Genomic DNA, 24,656 nt, shown 5'->3' with positions numbered 1-24,656 from the left:
CGGCGACACGGGATGTCGCAATCGACTTCAAAGATGTCGTTTGTGACCGTTCATTCCTCTGAGGCCCGTCGATAGAGTTCACTCCGTCATCCACCCCTTCGAACTGACAAGGAGCTCACCATGAAGGTCTTCGCCATCTCGTCCCCCACCCCCTCGCTGACCCCCGAGGTCATCAACGCACACATGCCCGCCGAGGTCCATGACACGGTCCGCCTCTACCTCTCCGGCAAGGTCGACCAGTTCTGGTTCCAGGAAAAGGCCGGTCCGATCTTCCTGATGGACGTGCCGTCGCTGGAAGACGCCCGGGCCGCGCTGAACACGCTGCCGCTGGTCGCGTCGGGCGTCATGAGCTATGAGCTGCGTCCGGTCGTGCCGCTGATGCCGCTGGCGCGCCTGATCCCGGCGAAGTGAAACCGGCGCCGGTCTGAGAGCCTGAGAGCCTGGGCTTGAGGGCTTGAGGGCCGGACGGACGCGGCGCAGTGCCGCTGAACGACGATCGGCGCGGCTCAGCGCAGGTCGTTGCGCAGCTCGCGCACGCCGCGTCCCAGCCGCTGGCGCAGCAAGGTGCCCAGCGTCGCGCCGTCGGCGTAACCGACCTCCGCCGCGATGGCCTCGAGGTCCAGCCCGCTCCCGTGCAGCAGCGACTGCGCCCGCTCGACGCGCAGATCCTGGAAGTAGTCCAGCGGCGACTTGCCGAGCACCGCCTGACAGCGCCGCTGCAAGGTGCGGGCCGTCGTCGCCAGCGCGCCGGCGGCGTCCTGCAGCGAGAAGCCGTCCTTCAGCCGCCCGCGCGCCCAGCGCTCGAAGCTCAGGATCAGCGGATCCGATTGCGCCAGATGATTCGGGATGATGTAAGGCGCCTGCAGGCTGCGGATGTCGGCGAGCAGGTAGCGCGACACCAGCGCCGCGAGTTCCGGACTCGCCTTGCGGACCAGCCACAGCGCGAGGTCGAGGTGCCCCATCGCCGCGCCTGCCGTGACGCCGACGTCGGTCGGCACCAGCATCCGTGATTCGTCGAGCGCGACCTCCGGGTAGCGTTGGCGGAACAGCGGCGAGAGCGACCACGTCGTCGTCGCCTCGCGGCCGTCGAGCAGGCCCGCCTCCGCGACGACGAAGGTCCCGATGCAGGAGGCCCCGATCGGCACGCCCTTCGCATGCCAGGTCCGCAGCTGGTCCATCGCATCGGCCACGTCGCGCCGCTCGAGCGCCGGCAGCAGCCGGTCCGGCGTGGTCGCGGCCAGGGCGGGCATGAGCACCCAATCCGGGCGGGACCGCGAGGAGATCTCCTGCACCGGCACCGTCAGCCCCTGCCCCGAGCGCACGCGCTTGCGCACGCCGACCACCGTCACGTCGAACGGCGCCGCCAGCCCCGGCAGCAGCGCCGACAGGTTGTTGGCCGCCCGCAGGACATCCAGCGTCACGGCCAGGCCGGTGTCGAAATGGCCTTCCAGGGCAAGCACCGAGACTCTCATGTCGCAATCCACCTGTTGATCATGATTTGCGACTCTACCAGCCGGTGAATGACCGGGTCGGACGCGCATGACGAACGGGGCGTCATGAACTCCGGTGCACAATCCCGTCCGCGCTTTTCAAGGCCCGACCTCCGCGACCATGCCTCGTTTCAACCGGTCCCTCACGCTGTGGACGCTCGCCCTGCTGGTGGCGAGCGTGCTGCTGGCGTGGCCGTTGCACGAGGCGAAGCACGCGAGCCAGCCGATCGCCGACATCGTCGGCGCGTCGACGACTTCCGCCGACGGCGTGGGCACCGATGCCGCAGCAGATGTCGCCGCCGCGACCAGCGCGTTCGCCTTCGACGATCACGGCGATGCCGACGGCGTCGATGGTGGCGGCACCGGCGAGGTCAAGGGCGGCAGTTGCGCATGGTGCCTGTTCCATGCGCAGCTCTTCGCCGCGTCGGCCACGCCGCTCGTCTTCAGCTTCCACGCGGAGGCGTCTCCTCCGCCCATCACGCCGACCTGTGGCCTGCCCGCCGGTCGCTGCGCACTGGCCGCGCATCCTCGAGGGCCACCCCGGGCTTGAGTCCGTCCGCTCCGGACGCCTGACCTCTCCACGTCTTCACGGCTTCATCCGCACCTCCGGTGCCGGGTGGCGGCCGCGCTTGGCGTCGACCCTCTTCTTCCCGGGCCTTCCCTCATGAACTCGAATCGTTTCTCGTCCGTCTCCTCCCGCTTCGCGCCGACTCCCCTCGCCCTCCTCCTCGCGTTGACCTTCGCGGTCGACGTCGCACATGCGGATGCGGATGCGCCTGCTGCGGCCATAGACACGCCCACCGACGCGCAATCGCTGCGACGCGTCGAGGTCTCCGGCAAATCCGCCTCGACGCTCCGCCAACCCGGTGACCGCAACGAACTGAGCCTCAAGCCGACCGCCCTGCCCGGTTCCGTCCAGCACCTGAGCGAGGAGGACATCGCCTCCACCACCATCGGCCGCGACATCTCCAACGTCTTCCGCCGCGTGCCCGGCGTGCTGGCCAACAACATCGACCAGGGCGAGACCGGCAACGGCTTCCGCATGCGCGGCTTCGCGACGCAGGGCACGCACGGGGCCGACACCGCCGTCTACGTCGACGGCGTGCCGCAGAACATCCCGTCCAGCCAGGGCGGCGCCGGACACGGCCCGGTGTTCCTCGAATGGCTGGTCGGCGACCTGATCGGCGGCATCGACGTCGTCAAGGGGCCGATCTCCGCGCTGTACGGCGACCAGAACCGTGCCGGCGCGGTGGACATCCGCACCCGCGACGGCGGCGCGGCGACGCCTTCCAGCCTCGGCGTCAGCGCCGAGCGCTACGGCCTGCGCCGCACCACGCTCGTGCTGTCCAACACCTTCGGCGGGACCTCGAACGGCGCGTCCGGCAGCACGTCCATCGGCGGGCTGCCGAAGATCGACTCGCTGCTCGTCGCCGACCTCTACCGCAACGACGGCTACCGCCGCGATTCCCGCACCGACCGCGACACGGTCTTCTGGAAGCTCGGCACCCGCGTGGGCGACGCCCGCTACAGCCTGCGCTTCACGCGCTACGTCGCCGACTTCGACGCCGCCGGCTACCTGCTGCTGCCCGATCTGGAGAAAGGTCTGGACCCCCGCTCGACGCAGGCCAACAACCCGGGCTTCGGCAACGCCCGCCGCAGTTCGCTGGTCCTGAACCGCGCGCCCGCCGAAGGCGATGCCGGCTGGTACGGCACGGCCTACGCCGAGCGCTTCGACCGCACGCGCGGCATCGCCACCAACGCCACGACGCACACGGTCGGCGTCGACCACCGCAACATCTTCGGCGGTCGCGTCCTGCAGAACTTCCGCCTCGGCGAGGACGCCGCCCTCGCCGTCGGTGCCGAGGCGCGTGCCGACCGCGGCGACGCCTCGCGCCGGATCTTCGTCAACCGCGCACCGACGGCCAACTACGTCAACGCGCAAGACCTGGACCTGCTCACCTACGGCCTGTTCGCGCAGGCGCAGTGGCGGCCGGTCAGAGACCTCAAGCTCAGCGCCGGCGCGCGCTACGACCGCTTCGACTACGACATCGACAACCTCAAGCTGCCGGCCGCGAGCACCGGCTACCGCAAGGGCGTGCTGACGCCCAAGCTGGGCGCGTCGTGGTCCGTCCTGCCGGCACTCGAGCTGTTCGCCAACGTCGCGCAGGGCATGCGTTCGCCGGCGGCCGAGCAGATCAGCAGCAGCGGCGCCACCGGTCCGCTGGGCGCGACCGGCGGCGTCATCAGCCCGGTGGCGCCGAGCAAGGTCCGCTCCTACGACGTCGGCTTCACCACCGCCCCGCTCGCCGGCTGGACCGCGTCCGGCACGGCGTACTACATCCAGAACGACGACGAGATCACCGGACAGGCCGACGGCTCGTTCAAGTCGGTCGGCCAGACGACGCGCAAGGGCGTCGAGCTGGAGACGCGCTGGCAACTCGCCGCGTCGACCAGCGTCTACGCCAGCCTCGGCCGCATCCTGGAGGCCCAGGTGGACAACCCCGCGGTCAACACCGGCGCGAAGCTGTCGGTGCCCAGCCGGCAGATCAAGGGCGGCGTGCAGCACCGCTTCGCGCTGGGCGCCGGCCGGATGACGCTGAATGCCGATGCCTACTACATCGCCGGTATCCCGTACTACGTCGGCACGCCCGCAACGCAGGAGCGCGAGATGCCCGTCTACACGCGCTACGACCTGCGCGCGACCTACGACTGGGCCTCGATGCAGGCGACGCTGTACGCGGTGTTCCAGCCGCACCGCTACGGCACCGAGATCGCCTACGGCAGCGCCGCCGGCCTGATGCTCTCGCCGGTGCCGCGCAGCACCGTCGGCGCGTCGCTGAAGGTCTTCTTCTGATGAGCGCCGCCCTCCTGCTCGAAACCCGGCGTCTGGTCGTGCGCCGCGGCGCGCGCGTGACGCTGGACGCGCTCGACCTGCGGGTGCCGCCCGGCTGCGTCTATGCGCTGCTGGGCGGCAACGGCGCGGGCAAGACGACGACGCTCAACGCGCTGCTCGGCTTCGTGCCGGCGGCGGCGGGCCAGGCGCTGGTCGACGGCGTCGACGCCACGCGCGACCCGCAGGGCGCGCGCGCGCGGCTCGCCTACCTGCCGGAGAACGTCGCCCTCTATCCCTACCTCACCGGCATCGAGAACCTGCAGTACTTCTGCACGCTCTCCGGCCTGCGCCTCGACTTCGGGCGCGCCTGCGACCTGCTCTCGGCGTCGGGCCTGCCCGCCGAGGCCCACTCGCGCCGCGTCGACGGCTACTCGAAGGGCATGCGGCAGAAGGTCGGCCTCGCGATCGCGAAGGCGCGACAGGCCCGCGCGATGCTGCTGGACGAGCCGACCTCCGGCCTCGACCCGTCGGCGGCGAACGAGTTCGCGCGCGGCGTGCTCGACGCCCGCGACGCGGGCATGGCGATCCTGATGGCGACGCACGACCTCTTCAACGCGCTGCAGGTCGCGGACCGCATCGGCATCCTGCGCGAGGGTCGTCTCGTCGCGGAATTCGATGCGCGCGGCGTGGCGCACGAGGAACTGGAGCGCCTGTACCTCCAGCATGCGCGAGGCGACGAGCCTGGCCATGGGCGTGGCGCGTCCGGCCAAGTGTCTGGTGAAACGGTCGGAAGCACGCGCCGCGACGCGCGCGCCGCCGGGGAGCTGTCGTCATGATGGCCGCCCTCGTGATGAAGGAGATGCGCGCGCAGCTCCGGGACGGGCGCCTGTGGGTGCTGGGCGCGGCGCTGGTGCTGCTGTTCACCGCGATGCTCGCGCTGGCGCAGCAACGGCGCGAGCTCGCCGAGCAGGAACGGCGGGAGGTCGAAGCCGCCTCGCGCGCGCAATGGGACCACCAGGGCGACAAGCATCCGCACCGGGGCGCGCACTTCGGGCTCTATGCGTTCAAGCCGGCCTCGCCGCTGGCCGCCGTGGAGCCCGGCATCGATGCGCAGGCCGGTCAGGCGCTGTGGCTGGAGCCGCACAAGCGCAACATGGCGATGTTCACGCCGGCGGCGGACGCGGCGCCGGCCCTCGGCCTCGGCGAACTGACGCCGGCCTTTGTGCTGGGCGCGCTGCTGCCGCTGCTGATCGCGGTGCTCGGCCACGGCGCGGTCACCCGCGAACGCGAGTCCGGCACCTTGCGCATGCTGCAGGCCTGCGGCCTGCGGGCCCGGCCGACGATCTTCGGCAAGTGGCTCGGCCTGTGCGCGGCCGTGTCGCTGGTGCTGCTCCCGGCGCTGCTGCTGGGCGCCTGGTTCGTCGTCGACGGTACCGGCGTGATGGCGGCGATCGCGTTCGGCGCCGCACTGCTTGTCTCGTGCGCCGTCTGGGCCGCGGTGACGGTGATCGTCTCCGCGTGCTGCCGCACCTCACGCGCCGCGCTGCTGACCCTGATCGGCCTGTGGGTCGCCGCCGTCTTCCTCGTGCCTCGCCTGGGCGCGGCGGCCGTCCAGCGGCTGTCGCCGCTGCCGACGGGCCAGGACTTCTGGGCCGCCATCGGCCGCGACATCGACCAGGGACTGCCCGGCGACGGCGACGCGAAGCAGCGCCTGCAAGCGTTCGAGTCCAGGCTGCTCGCCGAGCACGGCGTGAGCCGGCTCGAGGACCTGCCGCTCGGCGCCAACGCCGCACGGCGGCTGTACCGCGACGCCTACGCCGCGCGCGTGCATGCGCTGCATTTCGACGCGCTGTGGGCAGCGCAGTTGCGTCAGCAGCAGCTGCTGCGCGGCCTGACCGCGATCAGCCCTTACGCCTCGATGCGGGCGGTCGGCGGGGCACTCGCGGGCACGGACCTCGCACACCGTCGCCATTTCGAGGACGCGGCCGAGCAGTACCGTCAGACCTTCACCACCCGAATGGACGAATGGGACCGCGACGCGACGCGTGGCCTGACGTCGTTCGAGAGCCGCTATGCCGGCGATGCGCAGTGGCAGGCCGTGCCAGCCTGGCGCTACGAACCGCCCGGCTGGCGCTTCGCCCTGGGCGCGGCACTGCCGGACCTCGGCCTGCTGGCGCTGTGGTTGGCGGCAGCACTCGGCGGTCTCTGGTTCAGCGCGCGGAAGGTGGTCCCATGAGCGTCGTTCCCGATCTCGACACCTGGCGCGCCGAGGGCCTGCGGCTGCGACGCCAGCCGCTCGCCTGGATCGCGCTGGGCGCGCTGCTGCTGGCGCTGCTGGCCGGGGCGCTGTCCGCGGGGCTGGAAGCCCGCGAGTGGCGACAGGCCGCCGCCGCGGACGAGGTGCGGCGCACCGCACTCGTCACCACCGCCGTCGCGCAATTCCGCGCCCTGCCGCCCGGCCCCGCCGCCGCGCAGGCGACCTACCAGCTCGGTCGGGGCGAACTCGGCGCGACGCGCCTGCCGGTCGAAGGCGGGCTCGCGCTCGGCGTCGATCGGTTGCGCGTGCTGCCGGCACAGCTCAAGGCCACGCTCGACAGCCGCCATGTGGACGCCCGGCCTCCCGGGCCGCTGCGCAACCCGCTGCTCGTCGACAGCGGCCTGCCCGGTCTTTCCGCCCTGGTCGCGCTGCTGCTGCCGCTGGTCGCGCTGGCGCTGTGCGCCGGACTGCTGCAGGAGGAACGCGAGCAAGGTCGCCTCGGCCTGCTGCGTGTCCAGGCGCGACGCGGCATCGTGCCCGTGGTCCTGGCGGCGCTGGGCTGGCGGTGCTTCGCGCTGTGGGGGTGGCGCTGCTCGCCACCTTGCCGGCACTGCTGCTCGATCCTGGCGCCTCGGCGCCCGCGGCCGGGCATTGGGCGCTCGCGCTGGCGGTCTTCTGCGCGGTGTGGGTCGCATTCGGTGGACTGCTCTCCGCGCTGCCGCTGTCCGGCCCCGCCACGATGCTCGCCGCGCTGGGTCTGTGGCTGATGCTGACCTTCGTCGTTCCCGCCGGCCTGGTCTGGGGCGCGCAACGCGAGGCGCCGATGCCGTCGCGCCTGGCGGCGATCGTGCAGATCCGCGAGGCGCAGCAGGACAGCGAGACGCAGGAGGACGCCCTCGCCCGCGACTGGTACGCCGCGCATCCGACGGTCCCCGCCCAACTGCCGGCGGCATGGCCCGCCAGCTTCGTGCCGCGCGTGCTGGCGCAGGACCGATCGCTGCGTCCGCTGATGCGACGCTTCGACGACGCACCGCCTGCGGCAGGCCGCGTGGGTCGGGCGATGGTCGTGGCTGTCGCCGGGACTGGCGCTGACGCTGACCGGCGAGCGGTTGGCCGGCACCGACGCCGCCAGCCACGTCCGCTACCTGCGCGAGGTGGAGGTCTTCGAGGATCGCTGGCGGGACGTCCTCGTGCCGCCGGTGATGGACCGGCGCGGGATCGGCGTGGAGGCCTTGACGGGATTGCCGCATTTCACCGGAATCGGGGCCGCCCGGCGATAGCGCCGGCGGGCGCTGGTCTACATTGGCGGCCCCGTCATCCCCGAAGCCTGTCGTGCCGCCGTCGATCTTCGCCCCTCGCCTGCCGCGCCGCGCCGCGGCGGGCCTCTTCGCCTCGCTTTGGCTCGTCGCCCTGTCCGCGCCCGCCCTCGCGGCCGAGGAGACCCTGTCGATCCCGGCCGGCTGGTCGGTGGGCGACCGGGCGACCTTCCGCCTGTTGGGCATGAGTTCCGCCATGTTGGGCGGCCAGGACAAGCGGGCGGAGGAGCTGTCCGTCGAGGTGCTCCGTCGGGAGGACGGACGCTGGATCCACCGCTGGCGCCGATCCGTCGCGGTGGCGTCGGACGGCGACGACCCGAGGCCGACCCCCAGGACCTCCGCCACCAGCCAGGACGACAACGCCCTCATCCTGCACGCCGTCCTCAAGGCGCCGTTCGACGTCGCCGTCGACGACGAGGGTCGCCTCATCGGGATCGTCAACCAGGACGATCTGCTCGAGGCCTCCCGCCAGATCGCCGCGGAGTTGCTGGCCCGTCCGGACTTGTCCGACGCACGACGCGACGCGGTGCGGCGGAGCCTCGAGCAGGCTGCGGACGCGGACGGCCCCTGGTCCCGCTGGCTGCTCGAACTGCTGAGACACGCCTACCAGCGCGCGGGGCATTCGTTCATCGCGGGGACGACGACGACGGACACGGCGCCAGTGAGCTTTGCGCTGTTCGGCCAGCATGTGCCGGTCTCCCGGACCGTCACGACGGGCGCGCCCGACGACACGTCGGCTTTCAAGGTCACCGTCGACCAGACCGTCCCGCCTGAACAGATGCACACCGTGCTGGGGCCTGTCCTCCAGCAACTGCGCAAGCAGCTGGGGCTCGGCCCGGAGGGATCTCCGCGAGGCCCGGACGACGTCGTGGACGTCTCGAGCCTGCACTATCAAGTCAAGGACGACTATCGCCTCCGCGCGGGACAGCCCTGGCCGCTGGAGGTCGATCATCAACGGACGGCCATGCTGAAGATCGGGGAAGCGTGGGTGCCCGTCCACATCACGGCGGTCCTGGTCCGTCGTGTCGATATCAACGCGACCGCTCGGCCACCTTCGCCGGGATCCACATCCCCAGCAGCGTCGCCGCCAGCATCGCCAGCAGGCCGGTGACGGCGATGCCGCCGGCCAGCGAGGCCGTCGCCACCAGCGCCGACAGCAGCGCGGGTCCGCAGGACCCGCCGACGTCGGACAGGAAGCGCCACACCGCGAGGAAGTAGGCGCGGCCGTGGCGCGGCGCGTGGTCGGCGCCCAGCGTCATGATCAGGCCCGAGCCGATGCCGTTGCCGAAACCGATCGCCGTCGCGGCGATCAGCAGCGTCGTGAAACCGACCGTGAACGGCATCGCCAGCAGCGCCAGCCCGATGATCGCCATCGACGGCACCGCCACCCAGCGGCGGCCCTTCAGGTCCATCACGCGGCCGGCCGGGTAGAACAGCAGCATCTCGATGCCGCCGGAGATGCCGTAGATCAGCGAGGTCACCGCCGGCGCCAGCAGCAGGTGGTCCGCCCACAGCGGGATCACCGCCTGCCGAGACGCGCGCACCGCGCTGACGAGCATCACGCCCAGGCCCAGCGTCAGGAAGACCTGGCGGTGGTCGGCCACGATGGACTTCAGCGAGACCGGCGCCGGCGCGGCCGCGCCGGCCGGATGCGGCGGCGCCTCCAGGTCCGGCAGCCGCGCGCCGATCGCCGCCGCGGCCAGCACGCCCGCGATGCCGACGCCGAACGCCGCCTGCAGCCCGAACGCATGCACCGCCGCCGCCGACAGGAACGGCCCGATGAACATGCCGATCCGCATCACCCCGCCCAGCGTCGACAGCGCCCGCGCCCGGTACGCGGCCGGCACCGCCTCGGTCAGGTAGCTCTGCCGCGCCAGGTTGTAGACGGCCTGGGACATGCCCACCATGAAGCAGCCGATGCCCAGCGCCAGCACCCCGGGCAGCAGCACGCACAGCGCCATGCCCAGCGCGCTCCAGACGCCCGCCGCGACGATCGCCCAGCGCTCGCCCCAGCGCATCGTGATCACCGAGGCCGGGATGTTGTTGAGCAGCGAGCCCAGTCCGATCAGCGTCACCACGAAGGCCGCCATCGACACCGACGCCCCCAGGTCCCGCGCCATCAGCGGCACGATCGGCAGGATCGCGCCCTCGCCCAGGCCGAACAGCATCGACGGCCCGAACGCGGGCACGGCGATCCGGCGGAACGAAAACTCGGCATCAGACGTTGCGGAAGGTGTCGGCATCGGGCATCACCACCACGTGGAGAAAAAGCGGCCATGACGATAAGCGAGCGCCGTGCCAACCCGTGCCGCTCCTCGCCCGCCGGCGTTTGCGTCATGCGGACCGCGCCCGCCCGCGTCGCCTGAAACCCGGACATCGCCCCGGCGCTCACGCCGTCGCTGCAGGCGCAGCCGGCGACCGCCGCTTTCAAGCGGTTTCAATCGCATACCTCCAATTTGTGAAAGCGCTTTCAGAATCCGCGGCTTTTGCCTACGATGGTTGCGCAGGAGAAAAGTCGCGGACCCGGACGAGCGTCGCAGAACGCTGGCCGGCCGCGCCGATCGGTGCCCTCCAGCACACCATCGAACACTCTTGGAGACTTCATGAATCGCCTCCTCTCCTGGCTGGGCGCCTGCCTGGCCTTCCTCGCGCTGAGCTTCAGCGCGCCCACCACGCAGGCGCAGTCCAGTGCGAGCTTCTCGCACGGCGTCGCGTTCAACGGCAGCCAGGCCACGCTCTGGTTCAAGTCCAACGTCGCGACGACCTGGGTCGACGCGCATTACCAGTTGAACGGCGGCGCGCAGCAGAACCTGCGCATGCCCTTCAACGGCGGCGCGGCCCGCTACGAGCTGGCCCTGCCCGGCGCGTCGGCCGGCACCCGCGTGGACTACTGGTTCACGTACAACAACGGCAACCCGGCCTATGACAGCGCCCGCTTCACGGCGACCGTCACGACCGGCGGCGGCACGACCGATCCGGGCACGCCGCCGACCACCCCGGGCAACCCCGGCAACCCGGCCGACTGGAACGCCAGGACCACCTTCAAGATCGAGAACGCGACCAACGGCCGCTGGCCCGACTCGCAGGTCTACTGGGCCATCATCGGCAAGAGCTGGCAGACCGGCGAGTTCGTGCACGTCGACGCCGGCGGCAACGTCGTGCCGATGCGCCTGTCCGACAACACGGTGACGAAGAACGGCCGCAAGTACGCCAACTACTTCTTCCCGCTGTCGCAGACCCGGCAGATCACGATCCCGCCGGTCAACTCGGCGCGCGTGCTGATGTCGGTCGGCAGCCCGATGTTCATCGAGGTCAACACCGACGGCGCGGGCAACATCGCCTACGCCGGCGCCAACATCGAGAACTCGAGCGATCCCAACCTGGACGTGATCTTCGACTTCGGCGAATTCGCGCTGATCCCCAAGGGCCAGCCGGACCAGGGCATCTTCATCAACACGACCCGCGTGGACCACTTCGGCTTCCCGCTGAAGCTGCGCGTGCAGGGCCTGGGCGGCTACGACAAGACCGTCGGCGAACCGCTGACCGAGTCGCGCGACACGCTGTTCACCAAGTTCCAGCAGGAAGTGCCGGCCGAGTTCCGCAGCCTGGCGGATCCCAACTTCGCCAACGTCCCCTACCGCACCCGCATCCTGGCGCCGGCGCACTTCACCTTCCGCCCGGGCGACGTGAACGGCGCCTACCTGGACGGCTACATCGGCGACATGTGGAACCGCTTCAAGACGCAGGACCTGGTCTTCACGCTGGACAACCTCGGCACCTTCCGCGGTCGCGTGGACGGCAGCACCAACCGCTTCGTCTTCACCGGCGGCCGGTCCAACGGCACGTACTACATCAACGGCAAGCCCAACACGGCCGAGGTGTTCCTCGGCGCGGGCAAGCTGGACGATCCGCGCAAGCCCGACGGCAGCTTCCAGGTCGACACGCCGGCCGACGCGGCCAAGTCGATCCAGCTGCAGATCCAGGCGCAGGTGTGCGCGGCGCTGAACCGCCACGTGCTGGCCACCCCGGCCGACTGGTACCGCCCGTCGGCCTTCTACCCGGCCGGCACGCGCGGCAACTGGTTCGCCAAGTTCTGGCATGACCACTCGATCAAGGGCACCGAAGGCGCCGGCAACGGCTACGGCCTGGCGTACGGCTTCGCCTACGACGACGTCGGCGGCTTCAGCCCGTCGCTGCACACGAACGCGCCGACCACGGTGACGTACACGATCGGCTGGTAAGCCGGATCGGATCTCCCCGCATCGAAGGGGCCGCCGGGTGCACCACCCGGCGGCGCCCTTCCCGCCACTGCCGCGCTGTGTCCGGCGGCAGGACTTCCACCATCGATTCGCACCCTTGCGATGAAGGACTGACATGCGTTTTCGGAATCGTTTCGAGGCTCCCGGCACCCTGAAGGCCGCGGCCCTGGGCCTGCTGCTCCTGGGCGCCGCCCAGGCCCACGCCAGCGTGACCAACCCCACCATCGGCCGCCTGCTGTGGTCCGAGGAGTTCAACGGCAGCTCGCTGAACACCTCGCTCTGGACGCCCTATGACGGCAACGGCTGCCAGATCAACCTCTGCGGCTACGGCAATGCCGAGCTCGAGTACTACAGCCCCAACAACCTCTCGATCGCCAACGTGCCTTTCGAGGCCGGCACGCGCGCGCTGGCCATCCAGGCGCGCCGGCAGACCATCGGCAGCAACGAGTTCACCTCCGGCAAGCTCGACACCTTCAACAAGGTGCAGGTCAAGTACGGGATGATCGAGATCCGCATGGCGACGCCGCAGCTCCAGACCGGCCTGTGGCCGGCCGCGTGGCTGCTGGGCACCAGCCCGCAGGTCTGGCCGCGCAAGGGCGAGATCGACATCGCCGAGCTGGGCCACAAGTCGTCCGCCTGGGCCGCCGCGGGCGCGCCGGGACCCGACTACTTCGTCGGCGCCAACGTGATCACCTGGGCGCAGGCCGCCTGCGTGCCGGGCAACGAATCGTGCGCGGCCTCGACCGCGTGGCAGACCAAGAACTGGTACAAGCCGACGAAATCGTTCGCCAACCGCTTCGTCAAGTACCGCTTCTACTGGACCGACAGCCAGATGCGGTTCACCGTCGTCGACGACGACGGCGAGCACGACATGTACGACCAGCCGCTGCCGGTGAACACCGACGCCCTGCGCGCGCCCTACTACTTCCTGCTGAACCTGGCGGTCGGCGGCAACTTCACCGACGCGGCCAATCCCTCGCAGGTGACGGCGCCGCTGCCGGGCACGATGTACGTGGACTATGTCCGCGTGTACGAGCTCGACGGCAAGGGCGAGGTCAAGCTGGGCAACCAGACCGTGCCGGAAGCGGCGGGCAAGTTCGGCGTGTTCACGGACAACACCGCGATCACCAACAAGCTGCAAGCCGGCAGCACGTCCGACATCTTCCTGTGGAACGGCGCGTCGACCGGCGCGGGCAACATCCAGCCGGCCGAGGGCACCAACGTCATCGCGTGGAGCTACAACACGCCGGGCCAGTGGTACGGCGGCGGCATCCAGGCGCGCCAGCTGCGTGACCTGACGAACTACCGCAACGGCAACCTGAAGTTCCGCATCAAGATCCCGGCGAACGTGTCGTTCAACATCGGCATCGGCGATACCTTCACCAACCAGAACTGGGTGAACTTCCCGGCGAACACGACGGCCTTCGGCCTGGTGCGCAACGGCGAGTGGGCGACGGCGACGGTGCCGATCTCGACGCTGATCGGACCGAAGGTCGCGCTGCAGTCGATCGCGGACATCTTCATGTTCTCGGGCGACAACACCAAGCTGCCGACGCAGGCCTTCCAGTTCGCGATCGACGACGTGTACTGGGATACGGGCACGACGACGCCGACGGATCCGAACCCGCCCACCACGCCGACCACGCCGGATGGCATCAGCCAGCCGACGGCGACCTCGGTGAAGTTCTCGCAGGCGACGGGCACCTGGGCCGACGTGCATTACACGGTCAACGGCGGTGGCCAGCTGAACGTGCGCATGCTCAAGGAAGGCAGCGGCAACGCGTTCACGGTGAGCGGCCTGAAGAAGGGCGACGTCGTGCGCTACAACTTCACCTACTGGGATCCGGCGCGCAACGGCGCCTATGACACCGCGCAGCAGAGCTACACGCTGAAGTGAGCCGCGGGGGCAACCCCGCGATGACCAGGAAGGGAGCGGCGCCGGGAGGTGCCGCTCCCTTTTCCCTCGCGATCAGGCCGGACGCCGGAACGTCAAGGCGACCTGATCCAGGTCAGCAGCATCATGAGGCACACGAAGGCCACCGGCAGGTAGAGCTGCAGGAAGGTGCTCAGGCTCAGCCACGAGTCTTGCGGCATGCGTCGCTTCACGCGCGGGGCCGGGGTCGCCTCGGCGGGCGGGACTGGTGCGGTCTGCGGCTGTCCGGGCGGGGCGCGCCGCCACCGGTTGAGCGTGCCATACCGATTCCATTCGAGGCGGGGCCGGACGACGTCGACGGTCGTCTTGTAGAACCCCGCGTAGAAGACCTCCAGCGCCTGGAGCAGCGCAGCCTCGAAGCCGTCCGGCCGCGGCGCGTCCGCATCACCGACCGGCGTGACCCAGAGCACCTCGTCCGTCGGATGACGAAAAGTCACCTCGCAGCAAAGTCCACCGAAGCGGAAGATGTGATGCGAGTATGGATCGAAAGGGACGTATTGCGGCACGCGGATCAGGTACGACTGGTCGTCGGTCACGTACCTTTTCCAGAAGACGCCGCGTATCCATCCGCGCCGAAGCGCCCGCATGAACTCGGGTGCGAAATCGACGTCGCGGCAAAGACGTTCGTAGGCCGCCAGGCCGAAGGGCGTGGACGAATAACTCACTGTGCCCCGGCAGCCCCGGTTGCTCCGGCCGCCCCGGCCGCGAGGTGCTTCGCGAGGAAACGCTCCATCCGCCCGTAGAAGTCGACGTTGGTCGACAGCTTGCGCCAGCCGTGGCCTTCGCCCTCGTAGGTGACGTACTCGACGTCCTTGTGGCCGGCCTTCTCGAGCGCACGGCGGAAGTCCGACGCATGGTCGATGGGCACGCGACGGTCGTCCTCGCCGTGGGCGATCAGCACCGGCGCCTTCAGGTCGACGACGCGGCGCAGCGGCGAGGTGCGGCGCAGCCGCTCCGCATCCTGCACGCGATCGCCGACCATGGCGGGCAGGCCGTACCGGCGGCCGCGCTCGCTCTGGTCGCTCCAGTCCAGCTTGAAGAGGTAGTCGAGGTCGGACACGCCGGCCCAGCTCACGCCGCAGCGGTACTGTCCCGGGTCCTTGATGAGGCCCATCATCGAGGCGTAGCCGCCGTAGCTGGCGCCGGCGATGCAGACGCGCTTCGGATCGACCCCGCCCTGCTTCACCGCCCAGGCCAGCGAATCGCTCAGGTCGTCGATCATCCCTTCGCCCCATTGCTTGAGGCCGGCGCGGTACAGGGCCTGACCGTAGCCGTTGCTGCCGCGGAACTCCGGCTCGATGACCACGTAGCCGCGCGACGCGAGGAACTGCGGCAGCGCCTCCCATCCCCAGGTCGTGCCGCGCACGAAGGGACCGCCGTGCACCAGCACCACCGCGGGACGCGGGCCCGGGGCCTTGCCGCGGGGCGTCGTGACCGTCACGGGGAACTCCAGCCCGTCGCGTGCCCGGATGCGGGTCTGCTCGACCAGCGCCATCTCGGCCTCGCGGATCCACGGCCGCGACGAGCCGAAGGACTGCAGCTTCTTCGCCGCGTGGTCATAGACGAAGTACTCCTCGGGCTGCGTGTCCGACATCGACGTCACCACCACGCGGCCGGTCTTGAGGCAGCGTCGGCAGGCCAGCGTGTTGACGCGGCCGGGCAGCGCGCCGTCGACGTTCGCCTGCATCTGCTTGAGCGTCGCGTCGAACCAGTGCGTGTTGGGCGCGTCGCTGATGAAATGCAGTCCCAGCAAGCGCCGGCTCTGCGCATCGAACACGGCGTCGCCGTCGAAGTCGAAGCCCGCCAGCGACACCAGCGGCTCGGCTTCCTTCTTCAGCGTCTTCGGATCGATGCGATACAGCGCATCGGTGCCCGCCGGCGTCGCGCTGACGACCAGCCGCAGGTCGCGGCCGTCGGACGCCAGCGGCGTGACGGTCGGCGACGTGACCCAGTCGCCGTCCTGCGCCAGGGTCCAGGCGCCGTCGGCGGTCTTGAAGTAGAGGGCTTCCTTGCGCTCGTCGAGCGTCTTCAGCGCCCAGGGCTCGCCCGAGGCGTCCAGCGCCCAGTCGACGGCCTTGTCCGGCGACTTCGTCTCCAGCATGCGACGCTGCTGGGTCTCGACGTTGAGCCGGGCCAGCTGGATCGACTTCAGGTCCCACTGCGCGTCATAGCGGCCATAGCCGACGACGACCTCGCCGCTGTCGTCGTCCGGCACCTCGTAGAGGAACCATTCGAACGGCAGGACGCGCGAGATGACGCGCGATTCGGTCTGTCCCTGTCCGTAGCGCGCCATGATGAGCTGCTTGCGCTCGGTGCCGTCGCGCTTGACGCTCCACAGGCCGGCGGTGAGGTAGTCGCGGCGCTTGCCGGCCTCGTCCTTGCCGGAGGTGTAGACCAGGCGGCCGTTGCCGACCCAGTCGAAGAAGGCGATGTCGGAGTCGACGAAGCTGGCGACCTGGGTGATGCGGTTGCCCTCGTCCAGCTCGATCACCGCGAGCGCGCTGCGCTCCTGCTGCGCGCTGCTCACGACCAGCGCGATCGCACGCCCGTCGGGCGAGATCTTGGGGCGCCGCATCTGCGGATCGCGGAAGAAGTCGGCGATCGGGGGCGGCACGCCCTTCGTCGCCGCGGCAGCCGCTGCGACTGCGGTAGCGGCGGTGGCCGCGGCAGGCTGCGCCGTCTGCGTGGTCTGCGCCTTCGCGGCCCCGCCCATCAGTCCCAACGTACCGACTGCGACGCACGCGGACGCACCCGCCCAAGCGGCCAGACGCCGCCCACGAGATCGATTCATCCCTCTCTCCCTGAACACAGCCATGCTTTTTGAATGGGCGCATTCTTCGCGAGACCGACCGCCGATGGCACCGGGTCGATCCATGAGAGAGAGGGCGTTGCGGACGTGCTAGCGCGACCTCAGCAGCTGCCGCCCGACTTCAGGCTCTTCAGGCACCAGCGCTCGGTGCCGCTGGTGGTCTCATTGCCCCAATACGTCGGCGTGTAGTTCCAGATCGGACCGCCCCACGGCAGGCTGGGGTTGTAGGTCATGCTGGTCACGTAGACGTAGTTGGCCGTCGTGCCCTTGAGCGTGGCCTGCATCTGCGCCTGCGTCGCGGAGTGGATCAGGAGCCAGGTCTTGACGTTGAGCGAGGTCGCCAGGTTCTGCACGTCGCCGTTGAGCCAGCTCGCGCCGTTGAGGTAGTCGGCATACGCGGCCTCGTACATCACGATGTGCTCGCCGGACTGCGCCGCGCTGACGAAGCAGCCGCTCGCGCCCGGCCAGCCCGCGTTCCAGACCTTGATGCCGCCCGCGCCGGAGCCCGACACCATCGAGCGCACGTTGGCCCACTTGGACGGCGTGCCGCTGCACTTCTGCGCGTCGGTCAGCGAGGCGTCGTCGTGCGCGGCCTCGTCGAAGAAGAAGCCGTCCACGCCGCCCAGCGTGTTCTTGTAGGCGGAGAGTTCGGCAGGGATCGCGTTGTAGCGGCTCAGCTCGTCGGCGGTGTTGCGGTCGTAGCCGGTCGGCACGTAGCCCAGCACCTTGCCGCCCTGCGCGCGGATGTTGGCGATGACCGCCTTCCAGTTGGTGACCTGGCTCGCGCTCAGGCCCTGCGCGCCGCTGTTGGGATTGATGACGACATAGCTGCCGGACGGCACCTGGCCGCCGTAGGTGCTGGCGGTCTCGCCCCAGTAGGCGATCAGGCCGAAACCGGTCGGCGCCGCCGTGGCCGTGGTCGCGAAACCGGCCGCCGCGCCGGCGAGCGCGACGACAGCGGAGAGACGGGAGAACGTGCTGAACGTGGTGTTCGGACGCGTGGCTTGCTTCATGAGATCCCCTGGTCGTGGTGAATGATCAGCGGAGTCTAGGAAGTCATCGAATTCTTTCGAATATGGTTTACGCGACGTTTTTTTCTTTCCTTACAACATAAATCGAAAGCTTTATTTTCGATTTATGTGAAAGCGAAAACGATCACCAAGCGCTCCTGCAGACCGTCTGCGCTTGAGGAATACTTCGCCGCTGTCGCGCCCGAACACGGTCTCCCGACCGTCTCCACACCCACAACAACGGGCGCGCAATCACACGATGCCAGGGAGTTCCAGATGACCACCCACCGTCCGAATGTCCACCGCATGAACCGGTGGATCGGCCTTCCGTTCCTGCTGGTCGTCGCCGCCGCGCTGAACGTCGGCTGCGCGACCCATTCGCGCGAGACCGCCACTCGCGAACAACAGGCGTCGATCGACCTGCAACGCGCCGGCGCGCGTCAGGCGAGCGGCGCCGCGCAGGACCGCAGCGACCGGGCCCGTTCGAGCGGCAGTTGCGACGGCCTGCTCGACTGCCTGATCACCGGACTGCTCCAGGGCGAGGTGTCGCCGAAGTCGGGGCGCTGAGCGCCTCCGCCGACGCAACACCCCGTCACGGCGTCCAGCGTCCGCCGAGCGCCCTCAGCAGCGCCACGCGATTGGCCTGCTCCGTCTGGCGCAGCGTCACCAGCGCGCGCCTGGCCGTCGTCAACTGACGCTGCGCGTCGAGCAGCTCCAGCTGGCTGCTGCCGCCGAGGCGATAGCTGCGCTCGGCCAGGCGTTGCGACTGCTCGGCCGCATCGACCTGCGCCTGCTGCGCATCGAGGCGTTCCGCGAGTTGATCGCGCACCGCCAGCGCATCCGCGACTTCGCGGAAGGCCGACTGCAGCGCCGACTCGTAGCCCGCCAGCGCTTCCTGCCGGCTGGCCTCGCTGACCTCGACCTGCGCACGGCGTTGGCCGCCGTCGAAGATCGGCAGATCGATCTGCGGCACGATGCTCCACACGCCGCTGCCGCTCTTGAAGAGGCCGTCCAGATCGGGACTGCGCGTGCCGACACTGGCCGTCAGCGTCAGGCGTGGGAACCGCGCCGCGCGCGCCGCGCCGACGTCGAAGGCCGCCGCGCGCAGGCGTTGTTCGGCCGCGCGCAGATCGGGCCGTTGCAGCAGCACCTCGGCGGGCAGGCCGCCGGGGATCGCAGGCAGCGCCGTCACGGCCGATGCCGTCGACGCACCCGCCATACTCGATGCGCTCGATGCGCTCGATGCGCTCGATGCGCTCGATGCGCTCGATGCGCTCGATGCGCTCGATGCGTTCGATGCGTTCGATGCAGTAGCTGCGCCTTGCGCCTCCTGCGCGGTCGGCAGCAGCCGATCCGGCAGCGGCTGGCCGACCAGCAGCTCCAGCTGCAGTCGCGCCTGCGTCACCGCGCCCACGCTCTCCGCCGCGTCGCCGCGTGCCGATTCGAAGGCCGTGCGCGCTCGCGCACGATCGAGTCCGGAAGCCGCACCCAACGCGTACTGCCGCTCCGCGAGATCCAGCGAGCGCTGCTGGCTGTCGCGCAGTTCCTGGTTGAGGGCCAGTCGTTGCTGCGCCGCCGCCAGCGACAGCCACGCGGTCGCGACCTCCGCGGCCAGGCTCAGCCGCGCGCTGCGCTGCGTCTCCTGTTCCGCAAGGAAACGCGACAGCGCCGCGCCTTCCAGGCTGCCCAGGCGGTTGAACAGATCGATCTCGTAGCTGGCCAGGCCGAGGTTGACGCCGTAGGTCGTCGTCGCGCCTTCGCCGTTGATGGTGCGCTGGCGGGTCGCCGACGCGCCGACACCGATCTCCGGCAGACGGTCCGCGGCGGTGACGCGGTACTGCGCCCGCACGCGCTCGACGGCGGCCGCGCTCGCGCGCAGGCTGCGGTTCTGGTCGAGCGCCGTCGCGACGACCTCGTCCAGCCGCGCATCGGCGAAGAAACCGCGCCACTCATGCGAGGCCGCTGCCGCAGAAGCCGCCGGCTCGGCGGCCGATGCGGCCTTCGGACGGAAGTCCTCCCGAAGCGGGGGATGCGGCGTGTCGGTGCTCGGAACGAGGCTGCCGCAAGCGCTCAGCGCAAGCGCCACCGGCAACAGCAAGACGCACCTCGTGAACACGCTCGATGTCGAGTCGGCGCAAGCCGGCCCGGGGGAGACGATTTGCGACAGCGTATGAGGAGCCCCCGGGCCGGCTTGCGCCGACGGGCGAAGTGCCAGGACGCGGCTCATGCCCGCACCTCCGGATCCTTGTGTCCCTCGGACGGCGTGACCGGGTGTTTCGCGCGGCTGAAGCGCTGCTTCACCCACAGATAGAACAGCGGCACGAAGAAGATCCCCAGCAGCGTCGCGCTGCCCATGCCGCCGAGCACGCCGACGCCGATGGCGCGCTGCGAGCCCGAGCCCGCGCCGCTCGCGAAGGCCAGCGGCAGCACGCCCATCATGAAGGCCAGCGAGGTCATCAGGATCGGCCGCAATCGCTGCCGGCACGCCTTCAAGGTCGCCTCCAGCACGCTCATCCCCTGCCCGCGCAGGGTCTCGGCGAACTCCACGATCAGGATCGCGTTCTTCGCCGACAAGCCCACCGTGGTCAGCAACCCGACCTGGAAGAACACGTCGTTCTGCTGCCCGCCGAGGTGGCTGGCCGCGAGCGCGCCGATGATGCCCAGCGGCACGACCAGCATCACGCTGAACGGCACGGACCAGCTCTCGTACAGCGCCGCCAGGCACAGGAAGATGAACAGCACCGACACCGCATACAGCATCGGCGCCTGGTCGCCCGAGAGCCGCTCCTGGTAGCTGCGGCCGGACCACTCGAAGCCGATGCCGGGCGGCATCTCGCGCAGGATGGATTCCATCGCCTTCATCGCCGCACCGGAGCTCACGCCCGGCGGCACGTCGGCCTGGATCTCGTACGCGGCGCTGCCGTTGTAGCGGACCAGCTGGCGCGGCCCGTTCTGCCAGGTCGCCGTGGCGAAGGCGTTGAAGGACACCATCGCGCCGCTGGCGTTGCGCACGTACCAGTGACGCAGCGCGTCCGGGTCGGCGCGGTAGGCGCCCTCGCCCTGCACCAGCACGCGCTTGACGCGGCCGCGGTCGATGAAGTCGTTGACGTAGCTGCTGCCCAGTGCGATCGACAGCGTGTCGTTGATCGTCGTCGTCGCCACGCCCAGCGTGCCTGCCTTGTGGTCGTCGATGTTGATCTGCAGCTGCGGCGTCTCGGTCAGGCTGTTGATGCGCGCGCGCGCCAGCTCGGGATGCTTGTTGGCCTCGTCGATCAGGCGCTCGCGCGCCTCGGCCAGCGCCTCGTTGCCGACCCCGCCCAGGTCCTGCAGGAACAGCTGGATGCCGGAGCTGCCGCCCAGGCCGCGCACCGTCGGCGGCTGCACGATGAAGATGTTGGCGTCCCGGATCTTCTTGCCGAGCTCGCGGCTGAAGCGCTCGGCCAGCGCCGCGGCGCCCTGCTGCTTCTCGGGACGCTCCTTCCAGTCGGTCAGCCGGATGAAGCCCTGCCCCGAGCCCTGGTCGCCGTTGGCGCCGCGCACGAGGTTGTAGAACTGCACTTCCTTCTGGTCGGCCAGGTAGGCCTCCATCGCCTGCGCGACGGCTTCCATGCGCTCGGCCGTGGCCCCCGGCGCCATGCGGACCTGCATCTGCAGGCTGCCCTGGTCCTCGTCCGGCAGGAAGGAGGTCGGCAGCGACTTGTACAGGAACGCCATGCCGACGATCAGCAGCAGGTAGACGGCGAAGCTGCGCACCCCGCGCGCCGTCAGCCAGCGCACGCGTGCCGTGTAGCGCTCGCTGAACCTGTCGAACTGGCGGTTGAAGCCCCCGAAGAACCAGTCCAGCTGCTTGCCGAACGGGCCGCCGTGGGCCGCGTGCTCGCCCTTGTGCACCGGCTTGAGCAGCGTCGCGCACAACGCCGGCGACAGGCTCATCGCCACCAGCACCGACAGGATCATCGCGCTCACCACCGTGATCGAGAACTGGCGGTAGATGATGCCGGTCGAGCCGCCGAAGAAGGCCATCGGGATGAACACCGCCGACAGCACGACCGCGATGCCGACCAGCGCGCCGCTGATCTCCTTCATGCTCTCGCGGGTCGCGTCGCGCGGGCTCAGGCCCTCCTCGCGCATCAGGCGCTCGACGTTCTCGACCACGACGATCGCGTCGTCCACCAGCAGCCCGATGGCCAGCACGAGCCCGAACATCGTCAGCGAGTTGATCGAGTAGCCCGCCACCGCCAGCACGCCGAAGGTGCCCAGCAGCACGACCGGCACGGCGATCGCCGGCACCAGCGTCGCGCGCAGGTTCTGCATGAACAGGTACATGATCGCCACGACCAGCACCATCGCCTCGATCAGCGTGTGCACCACGCCCTCGATGGACACGCTGATGAAGGGCGTCGTGTCGTAGGTGATGGTCGACTTCATCCCGTGCGGGAAGAAGGGCTCCAGCTCCGCGAGCTTGGCCTTGACCAGCTCCGCGGTCTTGAGCGCGTTGGCGCCGCTGGCCGGCAGGATGGCCATGCCGGCGGCCGTCTGGCCGGTGCTCTTGACGTTGGTGGTGTAGCTGTCGCGGCCCAGCTCGACGCGGGCGACGTCGCCCAGCTTCAGCGCGGACCCGTCCGGCTGCACGCGCAGCACGATGTTGCGGAACTGCTCGGCCGTCGTGAGCTTGGCGCGCGCGGTGATGATGGCCGTCAGGCGCTGGCCCTCGGGCGCCGGCTGGGCGCCGAGCTGGCCGGCCGAGACCTCGGTGTTCTGCGCCAGCAGCGCGTTGCGGATGTCGCCCGGGACCAGCGCGTAACGCTGCAGCTGTGCCGGGTCCAGCCAGATGCGCATCGCATAGCCGGAGCCGAAGACGTTGATGTCGCCCACGCCCTCGATGCGGCTGACGATGTCGACCAGCGTGCTGGACAGGTAGTCACCCAGGTCGGCCGAGGTCACGGCCGGGTTGTCGCTGGTCAGCATGATGACCATCAGGTTCTCGGTGCCGGCCTTGGTCACGCGCACGCCCTGCGCCTGCACCGCCTGCGGCAGCCGCGACAGCGACTGCGAGACCTTGTTCTGGACCTGCATCTGCGCCAGGTCCGGGTCCGTGCCCGCGACGAAGCTCAGCACCGTGCTGGCACCGCCGGAAGCGTTGCTGTTGGACTCGATCGAGAACAGCCCGTCGATGCCCTTGAGGTTCTGCTCGATGACCTGGGTCACCGAGTCCTCGATCGCCTTGGCGGCCGCACCCGGGTAGCTGGTGTTGATGGAGATGCGGGTGGGCGCGATGTCCGGGTAGCGCTCCAGCGGCAGAATGCGCACCGCGGCGGCGCCCGCCAGCATGATCACGATCGCGATGACCCACGCGAAGATGGGCCGGTCGATGAAGAACGACGCCATGGTGTCAGCGCCCCGCGCCGGAGGCCGAGCCGGTCGCCGGTCCGGAGGTCGAGTCCCCAGGCGCGCCGGGCTGCGTCGCCGCCGACGCGGCCGGACCGCCGGTCTCCGCCGCGACGGCAGCCGCCGCGGAGGCTGCGGCCGGCTTGCCGCCGGCGCCCGGAGAGCCGCCGCCGCCCTTCTTCATGCCCGCGGGAACGGGTGTCACCGGCTGACCGGCGCGCACACGCTGCAGGCCTTCGATGGCGAGCTTGTCGCCTGCCTTCAGGCCGCTGGCGACCAGCCACTGGTTGCCGACCGCGCGGGTCAGCACCAGCTGGCGCAACTGCAGCTTGTTCTCCGGTCCGACCACCAGCGCCGTCGCCTCGCCGGTGGGCGAGCGCGTGACGCCCTGCTGCGGCACCAGGATCACGCCGCTGTCGACGCCGGCCAGCAGCTTGGCACGGACCACCATGCCGGGCAGCAGCGCACCCTCGGGATTGGGCACGATCGCGCGCAGCGTCACCGCGCCGGTGCCGCGGTCCACGGTCACGCCGCTGAACTGCAGCGTGCCGGGACGGGCGTATTCGGTGCCGTCCTCGAGCACCAGCTTGATCCTGCTGCTGCCGCTGCGGGCGTCGAGCTGGCGGCGCAGCTGCAGGATCTCGGCGCTGCTCTGGACGATGTCCACGTGCATCGGATCGAGCTGCTGCACCGTCGTCAGCGCCTGCGTCTGGGCGGCGGTGACCAGCGCGCCGGCGGTCACCGTCGACACCTCGATGCGGCCGGAGATCGGCGCGGTGATGCGGGTCCGGTCCAGCTGCACGCGCGCGGCATCCAGCGCGGCGCGGGCCACGGCCACGTCGGCCTGGGCCTGACGCAGCGTGCTGGCGCTGTCGTCGGCGCTCTGGCGGCTGAGCGCGTCGGCCTTGAGCAGCTCCGCATCGCGTTCGGCGCGGCTGCGGGCGACGGCGACCTGCGCCTCGGCCTTCTGCAGCGCGGCGGCGGTGCGGGCGCGCTCGGCTTCATAGGTCGCGGCGTCGAGCTGGTACAGCGGCTGGCCGGCACGGACCAGCTTGCCTTCCTCGAAGAGCCGTTTCTGCACGATGCCGGTGACCTGCGGGCGGATCTCGGCGACCTGGCTGGCGGACAGCCGGCCCGGCAGCTCCAGCGCCAGCGGCGCGTCCTGCGTCGTCACCACGACCACGCCGACCTCGGGCGGGGCGCGCTTGACGGTCTCGTCCTTCTTCTCGCCGCAGCCGGCGAGCACCAGCACGGCCAGGGCGGCCAGCGCCGCGGCGATCGGCCCCAGGGTCGGGGCGCGCGGGGTGCGCGGCGGGATCAGGGACTTCAACGACGTGGATGTCAGAATCTTCTTCGGCATG

The 24,656-nt window shown here is 70.2% G+C and carries 19 protein-coding genes and 1 pseudogene; 12 read left to right on the top strand and 8 right to left on the bottom strand.

Translation table 11 applies throughout. The features are described 5' to 3' along the window. Positions 1–120 precede the first annotated feature (120 nt). The gene (locus tag ACQ86G_RS20155) at positions 121–411 is read left to right on the top strand and encodes a hypothetical protein (protein ID WP_431256985.1); all 291 of its coding nucleotides are present in this window, start codon (positions 121–123) and stop codon (positions 409–411) included. 95 nt (positions 412–506) lie between these two features. Here the strand turns inward: ACQ86G_RS20155 and ACQ86G_RS20150 are convergent, their stop codons facing one another. Further along, the gene (locus ACQ86G_RS20150; RefSeq protein WP_431256984.1) at positions 507–1,472 is read right to left on the bottom strand and encodes a GlxA family transcriptional regulator; all 966 of its coding nucleotides are present in this window, start codon (positions 1,470–1,472) and stop codon (positions 507–509) included. A 139-nt stretch (positions 1,473–1,611) separates the two neighbouring features. Between ACQ86G_RS20150 and ACQ86G_RS20145 the strand changes: the two genes are divergently transcribed. The 8 genes and pseudogenes from ACQ86G_RS20145 to ACQ86G_RS20110 all read left to right on the top strand — a co-directional run bounded on the left by ACQ86G_RS20145 (position 1,612) and on the right by ACQ86G_RS20110 (position 9,007). After that, on the top strand, positions 1,612–2,040 hold the full coding sequence (locus ACQ86G_RS20145; protein WP_431256983.1) for a hypothetical protein: 429 nt from the start codon (positions 1,612–1,614) through the stop codon (positions 2,038–2,040). 114 nt (positions 2,041–2,154) lie between these two features. After that, on the top strand, positions 2,155–4,344 hold the full coding sequence (locus tag ACQ86G_RS20140) for a TonB-dependent receptor (protein WP_431256982.1): 2,190 nt from the start codon (positions 2,155–2,157) through the stop codon (positions 4,342–4,344). Then, positions 4,344–5,159 carry an ABC transporter ATP-binding protein gene (locus ACQ86G_RS20135; RefSeq protein WP_431256981.1) on the top strand — a complete coding sequence of 272 codons (816 nt, stop codon included), beginning with the start codon at positions 4,344–4,346 and terminating at the stop codon, positions 5,157–5,159. Before ACQ86G_RS20140 ends, ACQ86G_RS20135 begins: the two co-directional genes overlap by 1 nt. Further along, positions 5,156–6,559, top strand: coding sequence for a DUF3526 domain-containing protein (locus tag ACQ86G_RS20130; protein ID WP_431256980.1), 1,404 nt, complete (start codon positions 5,156–5,158; stop codon positions 6,557–6,559). Before ACQ86G_RS20135 ends, ACQ86G_RS20130 begins: the two co-directional genes overlap by 4 nt. Further along, positions 6,556–7,347: a hypothetical protein gene (locus ACQ86G_RS20125; protein WP_431256979.1), complete on the top strand. Its 792-nt coding sequence runs from the start codon at positions 6,556–6,558 to the stop codon at positions 7,345–7,347. The genes ACQ86G_RS20130 and ACQ86G_RS20125 overlap by 4 nt, the downstream gene beginning before the upstream one ends. Then, a pseudogene (locus ACQ86G_RS20120) lies at positions 7,320–7,598 on the top strand (DUF3526 domain-containing protein); the annotation flags it as partial. The gene ACQ86G_RS20125 and the pseudogene ACQ86G_RS20120, both read left to right, overlap by 28 nt. A gap of 16 nt (positions 7,599–7,614) precedes the next feature. Then, positions 7,615–7,860, top strand: a complete 246-nt coding sequence (locus ACQ86G_RS20115) for a DUF3526 domain-containing protein (protein ID WP_431261454.1) — start codon at positions 7,615–7,617, stop codon at positions 7,858–7,860. 52 nt (positions 7,861–7,912) lie between these two features. Further along, positions 7,913–9,007, top strand: coding sequence for a hypothetical protein (locus ACQ86G_RS20110; protein ID WP_431261548.1), 1,095 nt, complete (start codon positions 7,913–7,915; stop codon positions 9,005–9,007). Here the strand turns inward: ACQ86G_RS20110 and ACQ86G_RS20105 are convergent. Next, positions 8,928–10,139, bottom strand: a complete 1,212-nt coding sequence (locus ACQ86G_RS20105) for an MFS transporter (RefSeq protein ID WP_431256978.1) — start codon at positions 10,137–10,139, stop codon at positions 8,928–8,930. The genes ACQ86G_RS20110 and ACQ86G_RS20105 overlap by 80 nt on opposite strands. 360 nt (positions 10,140–10,499) lie before the next feature. Here ACQ86G_RS20105 and ACQ86G_RS20100 point away from each other — a divergent pair, with 360 nt between their 5' ends. Then, positions 10,500–12,137 carry a glycoside hydrolase family 64 protein gene (locus tag ACQ86G_RS20100; protein WP_431256977.1) on the top strand — a complete coding sequence of 546 codons (1,638 nt, stop codon included), beginning with the start codon at positions 10,500–10,502 and terminating at the stop codon, positions 12,135–12,137. Between the two features lie 133 nt (positions 12,138–12,270). Next, positions 12,271–14,052, top strand: a complete 1,782-nt coding sequence (locus ACQ86G_RS20095) for a glycoside hydrolase family 16 protein (protein WP_431256976.1) — start codon at positions 12,271–12,273, stop codon at positions 14,050–14,052. Between the two features lie 92 nt (positions 14,053–14,144). On the opposite strand, the gene ACQ86G_RS20090 is transcribed toward ACQ86G_RS20095, so the two are convergent. From ACQ86G_RS20090 to ACQ86G_RS20080, 3 genes are all read right to left on the bottom strand, one after another. Further along, complete coding sequence (locus tag ACQ86G_RS20090) at positions 14,145–14,624, bottom strand: hypothetical protein (protein ID WP_431256975.1); 480 nt, start codon at positions 14,622–14,624, stop codon at positions 14,145–14,147. 125 nt (positions 14,625–14,749) lie between these two features. Further along, complete coding sequence (locus ACQ86G_RS20085; RefSeq protein WP_431256974.1) at positions 14,750–16,879, bottom strand: alpha/beta fold hydrolase; 2,130 nt, start codon at positions 16,877–16,879, stop codon at positions 14,750–14,752. A 119-nt stretch (positions 16,880–16,998) separates the two neighbouring features. Next, positions 16,999–17,910, bottom strand: a complete 912-nt coding sequence (locus ACQ86G_RS20080) for a spherulation-specific family 4 protein (protein WP_431256973.1) — start codon at positions 17,908–17,910, stop codon at positions 16,999–17,001. Positions 17,911–18,183: 273 nt separating this feature from the next. Between ACQ86G_RS20080 and ACQ86G_RS20075 the strand changes: the two genes are divergently transcribed. Further along, complete coding sequence (locus ACQ86G_RS20075) at positions 18,184–18,474, top strand: hypothetical protein (protein ID WP_431256972.1); 291 nt, start codon at positions 18,184–18,186, stop codon at positions 18,472–18,474. Between the two features lie 25 nt (positions 18,475–18,499). Here the strand turns inward: ACQ86G_RS20075 and ACQ86G_RS20070 are convergent, their stop codons facing one another. The 3 genes from ACQ86G_RS20070 to ACQ86G_RS20060 all read right to left on the bottom strand — a co-directional run bounded on the left by ACQ86G_RS20070 (position 18,500) and on the right by ACQ86G_RS20060 (position 24,655). Beyond that, on the bottom strand, positions 18,500–20,005 hold the full coding sequence (locus ACQ86G_RS20070; RefSeq protein ID WP_431256971.1) for a TolC family protein: 1,506 nt from the start codon (positions 20,003–20,005) through the stop codon (positions 18,500–18,502). 125 nt (positions 20,006–20,130) lie between these two features. Then, complete coding sequence (locus ACQ86G_RS20065) at positions 20,131–23,295, bottom strand: efflux RND transporter permease subunit (RefSeq protein WP_431256970.1); 3,165 nt, start codon at positions 23,293–23,295, stop codon at positions 20,131–20,133. A gap of 4 nt (positions 23,296–23,299) precedes the next feature. Further along, positions 23,300–24,655 (bottom strand): efflux RND transporter periplasmic adaptor subunit, encoded by a 1,356-nt coding sequence (locus tag ACQ86G_RS20060; protein ID WP_431256969.1) that lies wholly within the window; start codon positions 24,653–24,655, stop codon positions 23,300–23,302. Position 24,656: the final 1 nt, after the last annotated feature.

Origin of the sequence: Roseateles chitinivorans, from assembly GCF_050632145.1 — a bacterium.
In the GTDB taxonomy this organism is placed as follows: Bacteria; Pseudomonadota; Gammaproteobacteria; order Burkholderiales; family Burkholderiaceae_C; genus Roseateles; species Roseateles chitinivorans_B.
Note: the sequence above shows the minus strand (reverse complement) of the source record. Positions and strands in the feature narration are given on the sequence as shown.